The sequence below is a fragment of the Chitinophaga sp. W2I13 genome (assembly GCF_050434005.1).
In the GTDB taxonomy this organism is placed as follows: Bacteria; Bacteroidota; Bacteroidia; order Chitinophagales; family Chitinophagaceae; genus Chitinophaga.
The window spans coordinates 5,310,340-5,322,880 of sequence record NZ_JBNPWD010000001.1 but is presented as its reverse complement, the minus strand read 5'-3'; the positions used below and the strand labels follow the sequence as shown (position 1 = coordinate 5,322,880).

At 48.8% G+C, this 12,541-nt stretch carries 10 protein-coding genes; 7 read left to right on the top strand and 3 right to left on the bottom strand.

All coding sequences use genetic code 11. The features are described from left to right. Positions 1 to 63 precede the first annotated feature (63 nt). From QFZ48_RS22005 to QFZ48_RS21985, 5 genes are all read left to right on the top strand, one after another. The gene (locus QFZ48_RS22005; protein WP_370907496.1) at positions 64 to 657 is read left to right on the top strand and encodes an RNA polymerase sigma-70 factor; all 594 of its coding nucleotides are present in this window, start codon (positions 64 to 66) and stop codon (positions 655 to 657) included. Between the two features lie 116 nt (positions 658 to 773). Continuing rightward, positions 774 to 1,838 (top strand): FecR family protein, encoded by a 1,065-nt coding sequence (locus tag QFZ48_RS22000; RefSeq protein WP_429049703.1) that lies wholly within the window; start codon positions 774 to 776, stop codon positions 1,836 to 1,838. 254 nt (positions 1,839 to 2,092) lie between these two features. Next, on the top strand, positions 2,093 to 5,563 hold the full coding sequence (locus tag QFZ48_RS21995; RefSeq protein ID WP_429063640.1) for a TonB-dependent receptor: 3,471 nt from the start codon (positions 2,093 to 2,095) through the stop codon (positions 5,561 to 5,563). A gap of 24 nt (positions 5,564 to 5,587) precedes the next feature. Continuing rightward, positions 5,588 to 7,384: a RagB/SusD family nutrient uptake outer membrane protein gene (locus tag QFZ48_RS21990; protein ID WP_429049709.1), complete on the top strand. Its 1,797-nt coding sequence runs from the start codon at positions 5,588 to 5,590 to the stop codon at positions 7,382 to 7,384. A gap of 8 nt (positions 7,385 to 7,392) precedes the next feature. Further along, a complete protein-coding gene (locus tag QFZ48_RS21985) occupies positions 7,393 to 8,286 on the top strand; it encodes a metallophosphoesterase family protein (protein WP_429063638.1) in 894 nt (297 codons plus the stop codon). Between the two features lie 25 nt (positions 8,287 to 8,311). On the opposite strand, the gene QFZ48_RS21980 is transcribed toward QFZ48_RS21985, so the two are convergent. From QFZ48_RS21980 to lgt, 3 genes are read right to left on the bottom strand one after another with little or no spacing between them, the layout of a single operon-like run. Continuing rightward, positions 8,312 to 9,214, bottom strand: coding sequence for a DUF4846 domain-containing protein (locus QFZ48_RS21980; protein WP_429063637.1), 903 nt, complete (start codon positions 9,212 to 9,214; stop codon positions 8,312 to 8,314). A gap of 47 nt (positions 9,215 to 9,261) precedes the next feature. Next, complete coding sequence (locus QFZ48_RS21975) at positions 9,262 to 10,203, bottom strand: CobW family GTP-binding protein (protein ID WP_429049717.1); 942 nt, start codon at positions 10,201 to 10,203, stop codon at positions 9,262 to 9,264. Then, positions 10,196 to 11,026 (bottom strand): prolipoprotein diacylglyceryl transferase, encoded by an 831-nt coding sequence (gene lgt, locus QFZ48_RS21970; RefSeq protein ID WP_429063635.1) that lies wholly within the window; start codon positions 11,024 to 11,026, stop codon positions 10,196 to 10,198. Before lgt ends, QFZ48_RS21975 begins: the two co-directional genes overlap by 8 nt. 102 nt (positions 11,027 to 11,128) lie before the next feature. Between lgt and QFZ48_RS21965 the strand changes: the two genes are divergently transcribed. Both QFZ48_RS21965 and QFZ48_RS21960 read left to right on the top strand, forming a co-directional pair. Next, positions 11,129 to 11,929, top strand: a complete 801-nt coding sequence (locus QFZ48_RS21965) for an MBL fold metallo-hydrolase (RefSeq protein ID WP_429063633.1) — start codon at positions 11,129 to 11,131, stop codon at positions 11,927 to 11,929. 131 nt (positions 11,930 to 12,060) lie between these two features. After that, positions 12,061 to 12,522 (top strand): PA2169 family four-helix-bundle protein, encoded by a 462-nt coding sequence (locus QFZ48_RS21960; protein WP_429049725.1) that lies wholly within the window; start codon positions 12,061 to 12,063, stop codon positions 12,520 to 12,522. Positions 12,523 to 12,541: the final 19 nt, after the last annotated feature.

Below are 12,541 nucleotides of genomic sequence, written 5' to 3'. Positions count from 1 at the left end.
ATCAACCAAAACCGTAACAAACACTTAATAACAGACTTATTCCGATTTATATATTTTTGCGCCATGAGAGAAAATGAGCAGATAAAAGGGCTTTTTGAAAGGGTCTGCTATGACAACAGTATCCAGGCGTACAATGAACTATACATAGCATTATGTGCCCGGCTGATACACTTTTCTGCATCCATTGTTTCATCATTCCATCTGGCAGAAGAAATTGTGTCGGATGTATTTCTTTCATTGTGGCAAAAGCGGAATGATTTGTCGCATGTACAAAACCCGGTGGTATACCTTTATGTAAGCACTAAAAATCTTTCCCTGAACACGCTCCGCCAACAGAAAAGACATCAGCATCATTCACTGGATGCGTTGAATACAGACATGCTGGCCATTGCCCCCGATGCAGAGAACGGGATGGTATCCGCCGAAGTATCTCAAAAAATAGAAAGGGCCATCCGCAGCCTGCCGTCCCGCTGCCAGCTGATTTTCCGCTTAATAAAACAAGACCGCCTCAGCTACCGCGAAGTAGCAGAGCTACTGAATATTTCCACTAAAACGGTAGACGCACAACTCACCATCGCCGTTAAAAAAATATCCCAGGCCATCCGCTTCGACCTCTCCGACGAAACCGCCCAAACCTACCTCCGGCTGGACTCATAATTTTTTTTTGATTTCCTTTAGGGAACTTTCACTGTTTAGTTTGTCCTTCTTATAGATGCAGGAACAAAATTGCCTCCTACACTAAAACAGGCGCCTTTTTGTTCTTCACTGACACTATGGATCAGGAAAAACTTTATGCGTTGCTGGCCCGCGAAATGGCCGGCGAATTAACTGAAAAAGAAGCTGCTGCATTGGAACAATTGCTGCAGCAATACCCGGATGCCAGCTACATCCGGGAAGTGTTTGCGCAAAACTGGGCACCGGCAGGTAAAGTATACACACCAATGCAGGTGCAGCTGCAACTGGAAAAACACCAGCAACGCCTGCAAAACCTGCCCGACACTACGCCCTATGAGGAAACGCCCGCAGGCGGACGCAGATGGTTGCTGTACAGCGGCATCGCAGCAGGACTTCTCCTGCTCTTCGCCCTGGGCGGATATTGGCGGTACACACAAAAAGCAAAACTGCCACCGGCTTTATCACAGCTGGTTACCGACAAACGCATGCGCTCACAGGTGCTGTTACCCGATGGTAGCAGGGTATGGCTCAATGCCGGCAGTAAACTGGACTATCCCCAACAATTCGCCGCACATCAGCCACGGGAAGTTACCCTGGAAGGAGAAGCCTTTTTCATGGTAACCGCCGATGCGGAACGCCCCTTCCGCGTTCATACGAAAGCCTTTAATGTAAGAGTACTCGGTACTTCCTTTAATGTAAGGGCCTATCCGCAGGAAGACAGTGCAGTAGCATCGCTCGTGCAAGGCTCCGTGGAAGTGGTGCTGAATGATGCTTCCAGCCAGGTAGTATCGCTGAAGCCCAACGAAAAACTGACAGTGCCTGTACACCCGCAAACAGCCGCAACAACAGAAAACACCACCACAGTAAATATCCCTGTCGTCGTATATAAAACCAAACTCACCACATTAAGAGATAGCATCATTCCGGAAACGGCCTGGGTACAAAACAAACTGGCCTTTAAACATATGCAGCTCGACAAAGTAGTATATATGCTGGAGCAGTGGTATGGGGTGGAAATCAACTTTAGTGACAACCGTAAAAAACAACTCTACTTTACTGGTGTTTTCGAATCAGAAAGCCTGGAAGAAGTATTGAATGCCCTGGAAACAACCCTATCGTTTTCATGGCATAAAGATGCAGAAGGCAAAATATGGATTGACTAACATTTCTTCACCTGTAAAAAAATCAAACTGACAGTCTGAACAACGAGTAATTACTAATTTATCAAGGACCGCTTAAAACCGAAAAAAAACGGGAAATGTTCGCACCATTCCCCGTGTAAATATCGGTTAACAGCTTTGTATTGGGTAAACTTTCCATCAACAAATTAATTAACCAACAAAACAAATGTATGAAAAAAAGTACAGTGGACAATTGGCTTCCGCCCGGCCGGAGGTTGTATAAACTGTTAATTTTTATGAAGCTTTCTATGCTGCTTGTCACCGTTGCCTGTTTACACGTAAGCGCAAAGGTACATTCTCAATCCACCATAACAGTGAAGCTCACGCAGGTGCAGTTGGATAAAGCCCTCACCCTGCTGGAGAAGAACAGCCATTACAGGTTTGTTTATAACGATGATAATCTTCCGTTAAACCATAAAATATCCATCGATGCAAAAGATTGGTCTATCGACAAAGTATTGAACGAAATCCTCAACAATACCTCCCTTCACTTCCGGAAAATGTCCGACAAACTGATCGTGATTGCCCCGGAGGCGGTGGTGAGTAAAGACAACCTGGTAAAAGGACACGTAGTGAATCCTACCGGCGAGGTATTGCCAGGCGTAAGCGTAAGGCTTAAAAACACGTCCATAGGCACTGTTACGGATGTAAAAGGCGACTTTGAATTAAAGGTACCTGAAAATGCCATCCTCGTGCTTACCTACGTAGGCTTTGATCAGCAGGAAGTGTCACTCAGCGGCCGCGAAACCCTTACCATCACCATGGAACCTTCAAAAAATTCTATGGAAGAAGTGATTGTGGTAGGTTATGGTACGCAGAAAAAGCTGAACGTAACCGGCGCCATCGACCAGATCTCCGGTAAACAACTGGCTGCCCGTCCCATTGCCAATGTGATGCAGGGCTTGCAGGGCCTCAGTCCCGGGCTGAATATCAGCTACCCTGGCGGCCGGCCCGGACAAACGCCTACCATCAACATCAGGGGTGTGGCCAGTATCGCTTCTTCTAACGGTAATATTGCTCCGCTTATCGTTATCGATGGTATTGCCGCAGTAATGGACGACCTGTTACGCATCAACCCCGCAGATATCGCGTCCATCTCCGTTTTACGCGATGCCGCTTCTGCCGCCATTTACGGTGCACGCGCGGCCTACGGCGTTATTCTCATCACCACCAAACAAGGTACCACCGGCGGCAAACAAACCGTCAGCTATAGTAACTACTTCGCCATGTCGCGCCGCACCATTATGCCGGACGCTATCACCGATCCCTATATTTACTCACGCGTATTGGAAACAGCTACCGATAATACGCCGTGGGACTATGTAAACTATTCCGACGAGTATTATAAATGGGCAAAAGAAAGATCCGAAAACCCTTCCCTGCCTGATACCCGCGTTGATCCGAGCGATCCTACCAAATGGGCGTACATGGGCAGCAACAACTGGAATGATTACTTCTTCAGTAAAAATAATTTTTCCCAGTATCACGCTATTTCCCTCAGCGGAAGCGCAGAAACAGCGAAGAAATTACCCATCAGCTACCTGCTCTCTGCCGACTATACCAAAGAAAACGGGTTGAATAAACTGGCAAAAGACGACTGGGGACGTTACGGATTGCGTGGAAAGATCAGCCTCAAACCTATCAAATGGTTACAGGTAGATAATAATATGAACATCTACCAGACAAAAGCCGACGCGCCAGCCTATAACATTACGGACGTATACTACCTGCAACCCACCCAGGTAGCCGTAAATCCGGACGGCACCTGGGCCAACACCGCCGCAGGAAATTTAGCTGCCAAACTGGTAGACGGAGGGCGCAACACCCAAACCCGTTTTGGTTTCCAGGATATCATCCGCGGCGTAGCTTCTTTCCTTAACAATGAACTCACCATCACCGGCGATGCCAGCATCAAAAGAGAACTCTGGAAATACCACATCGACCAGAAAAAATATAAGATCGGCTACGGACCAGACGATGTCCGCCAGGAAGGTGGTAACGGCGCGGTGACGGAGAATAACGGAACTATCAGTCATGATGTAATAGACCTCTTTGCCAATTACCACAAAACCCTCGGCAAAGTACACAACATCACTTTACTGGCCGGTTACAACCAGGAAAGTTATGAGTGGCAGCTGATCAATGCATCCAAGCAAAACCTGATCTCTTCTTCCCTCCCCTACATCGCGCTTACCAGTGGTGATCCGGCGGTGGGTACGGAATATTATTCGTATGCTATCCGTAGTTTTTTCGGGAGAATTAATTACACTTTTAAAGACCGCTACATCATAGAAGCAAATGGCCGGTACGATGGGTCTTCCCGCTTCCCTTCCAGCAACCGCTGGGGAATGTTCCCTTCTGTATCTGCGGCCTGGATCGCCAGCGAAGAGAGCTTTATGCGGAATACGCTGCCGGTAATTTCCACCCTCAAATTCAGGGGATCCTACGGAAGTTTGGGTAATCAGAGCGTAGCTTATTTTGGCTATCTCCAAACCCTGGGCACCAAAAAATCAGACTACCTGATCGGCGGCAATGCTGGTCAAACTGTGGTTACCGGCGCACCATCACTGCAGGTAGATCCGGCCAACTACACCTGGGAAAAAGTAACCACCACCAACGTGGGTACCGACATGGGCTTTGTGCAGAATAAATTCCAGGCCAGCTTCGACTACTTTATCCGTAACACCACCGGCATGTTGGCCGCAGGGCAGGAATTACCCGCCGTACTGGGTACCCGCGCTCCAAACCAAAACGTGGCCGATCTGTCCACCCGCGGATGGGAACTGAGCCTCGGCTACCGCAACGACTTTAACGTGGCTTCCAAACCACTGGGCTTCGGAATAAAAGTTATTTTATCAGATGATAAAACAAAGATCACCCGTTTTAAGAACGACCAGCAACTGTTTGGCTCCAGGTATTGGGAAGGTCAAACCTATGGCGAAATATGGGGACTTACCAACGATGGCTATTTTAAAAATAAAGATGAGATCAATAAACTGGATCAATCTGCCATCATCCCCTGGGGCGCCCTCGAAATCGTAGAAGGATGGCCTAAGTACATAGACCTGGACGGTAACGGCAAAATTGAACAGGGTATTTCTGTCAAAGATCCCAAAGACCTGAAAGTGATCGGTAATACCAGCCCGCATTACCGCTTTGGCGTAAACCTCGACATGAACTGGAATGGCATCGATCTTTCGGTTTTCCTCCAGGGCATCGGGAAAATGGACTACTACCCGCATCACTATTTATTCTGGGGCCCGTACCAACAGCCATACGCCAGCATTTACCCCTGGAACCTCGACTATTACCGGGCTACCGCCGACAACGAAGCTACCCGCGCACAGCATAGCGAATCCTATATCAAAGCAGGATTGGCAGATGCCAATACCAATTCGTACTTCCCGGTGTTACAATCGTGGCTCGCAGATAACAATGATAAAAAAGGGCTGGATATTCCGCAATCCAAATACATGCTGAATGCAGCATACCTGCGTATCAAGAATGTCACCCTGGGTTACACCCTGCCTGCATCACTCACCAGGCGTTATCACATCAATCGTTTACGCATCTACGTAACGGGTGAAAACATCTTTGAATTCTCCTCCATCAAAAAATACCTGGATCCGGAATCCATTATTGATGGCTATGGATGGGCATATCCTTACCAGCGCAAATATGCAGTAGGATTAAATCTTGACCTGTAAAACCGGAACGTTAAACATTGCAACATGAAAAAATTTACGAGCTACATAATTATCGGGGTAATGGTGATCAGCGCTTCCTGCAAAAAGGATTTCCTCGATCGATATCCACAGGATGCTATTTCTCCTGAACTGTTCTTTAAAACCGAGGAAGACCTTTCCCTCTATGTGAACGGACTTCTTAACCAGGCAGGCACCGATGAATACCTCGGGGATCAGAACAGCGACAACGCTGCTACTACTGCTGCTGTGGAAATAAAAAATATCATGATCGGTTCACCCAGCTCTCAAACCATTACCAGCGGCTGGGAGTGGAACAGGCTCCGTGACGTGAATTACTTCCTCGACAATTACAACAAGGCCGCTGTTACCCAGGACATCAAAGATCATTATGCCGGGCTGGCCAGGTATTACCGCGCCCGGTTTTACTTTAATAAAATCGCCCGCTATTCTGATGTTCCCTGGTATGGCAGGACATTGAATCCCGGCGATGCTGACCTGCTCAAAGCCCGCGATCCCCGCACCATGGTGGTAGACAGTATGATGGCCGATCTCGTGTTTGCCACTACACACATCCGGGCCAGCGTACCTGCCGGCACACCCGGACTGTGGGCAGCTAAAATGCTCTACGCCCGTATTGCCCTGTTTGAAGGTACCTACCGTAAATATCACCCGGAACTGAACCTCGCAGGCACCGCCGCACGTTTCCTCGACAGCGCACGGGTACAGGCACAGGATATTATCAACTCCGGCAACTTTACCATTTACAACACCGGTAAACCCGACCAGGATTATGCCGCCCTGTTTTCCAGCCAGGATCTCCTGCTTAACAAGGAAGTAATCCTCACCAATATTTACGATTTGAACAAAGGACGTGGCGGCAATATCAACGGGAACGTTTTCGGGGATTATGAACAATCCGTTTCCCGCGACCTGGTACAAACCTACCTGATGAAAGATGGTAAACGCTTCACCGATATCCCTGGTTATGATAAGCTAACCTTTGTAGCCGAATTCCAGAACCGGGACCCGCGTATGCGCCAAACCCTTGCAGGACCGGGCTTCGCCCGCGTCAGCGATACCAGGCCGTATATTCAGCGGCTGAATAAAAACTTCACCGGCTACCACCAGCTGAAGGGATATATTAACAGCAACGACAATGTGATTGCCAATAGCGTGGACTTTCCCGTGTACCGCTACGCCGAAGCCCTGCTTACCCTTGCAGAAGCCAAAGCGGAACTGAATACGCTCACACAAACCGACCTCGATCAGTCGGTAAACCTGCTGCGCGCACGCGCCGGTATGCCTGCACTGAACCTGGCCACCAGCAATGCGGCCCCCGATCCCGTACAGGCCGCAAAATACCCGGATGTAACCGGCGCCATGAAAGGTGTGCTGCTGGAAATACGCCGCGAAAAAAGAATCGAGTTCGCCATGGAAGGTTACCGCTATGACGACCTTATGAGATGGCATGCCGGTAAACTGCTGGAGAAAATCCCGGAAGGCATGTACTTCCCCGGCTTAGGTAAATTTGATCTTACCGGCGATGGCGTGGAAGATATTATCCTGATAGATAAAGGCACAGATATTCCTGCAGAAGATAAAAAAGAAAAGAATTCCCTCGGTATCACGCTGGTTTACTATAAAGCCGGCAGCATCGGGGAAAACGTAACCGTATACCTGAAAAATGGCGTTGCAGGCGGCACCCTGGTAACGGAAACCAACCTGCGCAAGTTCACGGAGCCCAAGTATTACTACCGCCCGGTACCCTATACGCAGGTAGCGCTGAATCCTGCACTGAAACAGATTTTCGACTGGCAATAAACATGAATATGAACAGAAGAGATATCCTCAAACACACCGGGCTCCTGGCAGCCGGCACGCTGCTGGGACCGGCCGCGGTAAAGGCGGCTGCAAGCGGCAAACGTACACCGGTACTCACCGTGGCGCATATAACGGATGTGCATATACGTGAAGACCTCAACGCACCCGCAAGATTTAAAAAATGCCTGGAGGAAATAAAAACCAAAAAGGTGGACTTCTTTCTCAATGGCGGCGACTCTATCTTCGACGCCTCCTACGATACCGTAAAAAGGGAAAGGGTTACACAACTCTGGCAGATCTGGGATGAATGCATCAGCACTCTGAAATCATATGATCTCTACAGCTGTATCGGCAATCATGATACCTGGTGGAAGGCGCCCTCCAAAGACGACAGCATGTATGGCAAAGACTATGTGGTAAAGCGGCTCAACATTCCGCACCGCTACTACAGCTTCACCCGCAAAGGATGGCACTTCATTATCCTGGATGGCAACAATGAAAAAATATCACTGGACGAAGAACAGTACCAGTGGCTGGAGCAGGACCTGCAAAAGCTGCCTGCCGGAACGCCTACGCTGCTGATGTCGCACTACCCGATCCTTGGAATTACCCCCATCCTGGTAGGTGGCGGCCACTCCGATCATCAGCGGTTGAAAGCGCTCTTTTTCAAACACCGCGATAAAGTAAAGGTATGCCTCAGCGGGCATAATCATCTTTCCGACAACGCAGTGTACAATGGCGTACGCTATTGCTGCAATGGCGCCATGAGCGGGTTTTGGTGGGAAAAAGGCGATAAGGAATCTGCCGGCGAAGGTTATTACTTTGAAACGCCTCCCGGTTACGCTATCCTGAAATTATATGCAGATGGTGAAGTGGAAAATGAATATTTCCCACATGCCTGACCAGGTTAAATAAGTGTATGCCTGTTTACAATCTTTGTAAACAGGCATATTTTTTTAGCGGAACTGCGCCAGCTCCCCGGCATCGAACACCCATTCCGGTGTCAGCAGTTTTCCTGTAAATCCGGCCGGGTACCAGGGCGTGGCACCACCCGGATTTTTTCAGTACATGGATGTTCTGCGCAGGCATGTAACTTTGCGCCAGCAGGAAAATTCTTTCACCGGCAGCATTCTCCGCCACATCCATTACAATCACTGCATGACCAGGGGAACCACCTTTAATAAACACATTTCCCGGCAGTATTTTACGTGTATCCTTTACCGGTAGTAGCTCCTTGCTGAGCGATAAGGTGCCTGCCCAGGAGAATACGGTTTCGAGGTAATTGCTGAAACAGGCCGGCCCGCTGCATGCCGCGGCCTTTCTTACTTTCACCAGGCGGTTTTGTTTTAACATAAACCGGTCGCCTTGCATCCAGCTGTTGTAATCCATCAGCGTGCCATCGGTGGCATGAAAAGCAATCTTTCCCAACTGTTTGGTTTGATACAGGTATTCTGCATACAGGCGGATCACGGCATCCGCGCATTGCTGCAGGTCTTTGTTGCCGGTAGAAATATCCAGTACGGCATATTGTGCCTGTTGATTACCCTTTAAATGCCCGTTATAAAGATATACTTTGTTATCCTGCTTCAGGGGCATGGACCGCAGCCAGGCGCCAAAACTGCCGGCCGGTTGCGGCACGCGTGTAAATCCCGCCGGAAGCGGCAGACCGCCTACAGACGCAGGAGGCATTGCTCCATTTGAAAACAGCAGATTAGGGATAGTTGCCGCTGGTACGGACGATGCGCTTGCCAACGGCCAGGCATATACGAAAGTGGCGGGTAAAGTAAGGATGACTATCAGTAATGTGGTAAAACTCCGGGCGCTGATCATAACAATGAATTTCAGGAAAGATGCCGGTACCGGATTTTTCCATAAAATTATTTTCTCAGCGCCGGTGTGAGTATCCGGTGGATAGTAGGTGTTTTTAATTCTTTCCCGATAAATACCAGTGTGGAAGATGGAGTGGCAGTACCCCACTCTCCTGCCGGTTGTATGTGCAGGTACTTCCCGGTAGATTGTACCAGCATTTTTTCAGGCGTGTCCTTTACCCGGATATACCCTTTGATACGGTATAGCTGGTCCGGGTAAGCATTGAAATGAAAATCCAGTACAAATACCAGCATGTTCAGATCAAAGGCTTCCGGCGATTCAAACAATACCGTGTTCACTTTATGCGGATGCTTCACCGGCGCAACAGCCGAAACAGCGGCGCCTACCGGCTTCTCCGGGAATTGCAATTCCTTCAGGGCAACAGACCCATCTTCTGAAGTGGTGATAAACGCCAGCGGGTTCATTTGCTCCAGCTGTTGGGAAAGATAAATCAGTTGCGGTAGCGCCAGCTGCTTTATTTTATTGATGATGATTACGTCTGCACAGGAAAGTTGTTTACCGGCTTCCGGCACCTGTTGCAATCTTTCAAAAATATTTTCCGCATCCACTACACAAACGGTGCTCGTAAGCGCGTAATGCCGCTGCACGTCGGGCATGTGGAACATACCAATGATGTTGCCTGCATCGGCAATACCGGTGGTTTCAATAAATACATGATCCGGCCGCTCTTCTTTTTGCAGGATGTTTCCCAACACCTCCAGCAGATCGTTATCCAGGGAGCAGCAAATGCAGCCGCTGGTGAGTTCATACAGCTGGTCTATTTTTTCGGTGATCAGACCGGCATCTATATTCACCTTTCCAAACTCATTTTCAATCACAATATTATTATACCCGATGAACTGTCGCAACAAACTATTCAGCACAGTGGTTTTGCCCGCTCCGAGGAACCCGGTCAATATATACACCTTGATACGCTCATCCCTATCCATATCTCTGCTTATAAAAAATTAAAAAATAAATACCCAACACAATCAATGGGAGGCTTAATAACTGTCCCATATCCAGCAGGCGGCCAGCTTCAAAAGCCACCTGGTTTTCTTTCACAAATTCGATCAGGAAGCGGGCGCTGAATACACCCGTCAGCAGCCAGCCAAACAGTTTACCAGGCTCCGGGCGATTCCGGTACAAAAACCACAGCCATCCAAAGATGAGGAGATATGCCAGCGCCTCGTACAGCTGGGCCGGATGACGCGGTATATCATCAACCCTGGTAAATACCACGGCCCAGGGCAGCGTAGCTGGCGTACCGATAATTTCGGAATTAAAGAAATTGCCGGTCCTGATAAACGCACCTGCCAGCGGCACTACCAGCGCCAGGTGATCCAGCAGCCACATAAGCGGCACCCGGAAACGGTAACTGAAAAGTACGGAAGCCAATACAATCCCGATGGCCGCGCCGTGACTGGCCAGTCCCTGGTAGCCCGTAAAAGTAAACTGACCACCCGAAAAGGTAAATGGCAGGATGATCTCCCAAAGATGTTCCCCGTAGTATGCCCAGTCGTAGAACAAACAATGGCCGAGGCGCGCCCCCACCAACGTACCGGTGATGATATATACCAGCAGCCGGTTTAGCATTTCGGGCGACTGCCGTTCCCGCCGGAATACATACAGCAATATCATATACGAGGCCACAAAAGCCAGCATAAAGCCCAAACTGTAATACCGCAGCGCAAAACCGCCGATACGGAAAATTTCAGGGGAAACACCCCAGCGTAAAAAGAGCATCAGGATCAGGTTCGTTATGTCCTGCAAACATAATAAAACAAATATAACAAATAAAATAATCTGCAACAACGTTGCAGATTAAAATACCCATCTCAGCAAATCTCGACTTGAAATTTTACCTTTGCCCACATGTCGCTATTTATTACATCATTGAATTCGGGAAGCAACGGAAACTGTTATTACATCGGGAACGACAGTGAAGCCGTGCTGGTAGACGCAGGGATTTCGTGCAGGGAAACCGAAAAACGGATGGCCCGCCTGGGACTTACCATGAGCAAGGTAAAAGCGATATTTATTTCACACGAACACATCGACCATATCCGGGGCGTAACTGTGCTGGCAAAAAAATACCGCCTGCCGGTATATATTACCAACATGACAATGATACATGGCGGCCTCACCCTGGAAGAACAGCTGGTGATGTCGTTTAACCCCTATGAACCGGTACAGATTGGTACCCTGTCGGTGACCGCTTTTCCCAAACACCACGACGCTTCCGAGCCCCATAGTTTTATTGTAGCCGGCAACGCGGTGACCATCGGGATCTTTACCGATATCGGCGCTCCCTGCGAGCATGTGATCCGTCATTTTCAACAATGCCATGCAGCGTTCCTGGAGGCGAACTACGACGAAGAGATGCTGGACAAAGGCAGATATCCTTATTACCTGAAAAAGCGTATCCGGGGCGGGAAAGGACATTTATCCAATAAACAGGCCCTGGAAATATTTACTACCTACCGGCCTCCTTTTATGAGTCATCTCCTGCTGGCCCATCTTTCCAGGGATAATAACAGCCCCGCGCTGGTACAGGAACTTTTTGACCAGCACGCTAACGGCACGCAGATCGTGGTAGCTTCCCGTTTTGAGGAAACGGCCGTGTACCACATTTCTGTCCGCAATATCTGCGAAGTTCTGCCACAGAATGATTAAACGCTTCTACACTTTTTTTTTACCTTTTAAAAGCACTTTACCGCTTCTCCCTTGCCAGTAGCATCATTCCACTGCCTGCCGGTACTGGTATGCTTTATGGTGGATACCTGGTACATCTAAAAAAAATTACCATGGAAACTATCACACCAACTGCCACTAACGAGGTATTGAACGACCTGATTGCCATCAACAACGATCGCATTGCAGGTTATGAAAAAGCGCTGAAGGAACTGGAAGAAGGTAATGCTGATCTGAGACCTCTTTTTACCGATATGATTGCGGAAAGTCACCAGCTCAGAAATGCACTCGGTAATGAAGTACAGGCCAACGGCGGAACAATGGACTCCGGTACCACAGCCAGCGGCAAACTTTATCGTGCCTGGATGGATGTAAAAGCAGTATTCACCGGCCATGACCGTAAAACAGTGCTCTCCAACTGCGAAGCCGGGGAAGACGCTGCACAACGGGCCTATAAAGATGCGATAGAACATGAAACGCTGCCCGCTTACATCAAGGAACTCCTGACACAACAAAAAGCAGAGCTGAGACGCTCGCACGACCAGATAAAAGCATTACGGGACCAGGCTAAGTAAGACAACTAGTATATCGTCA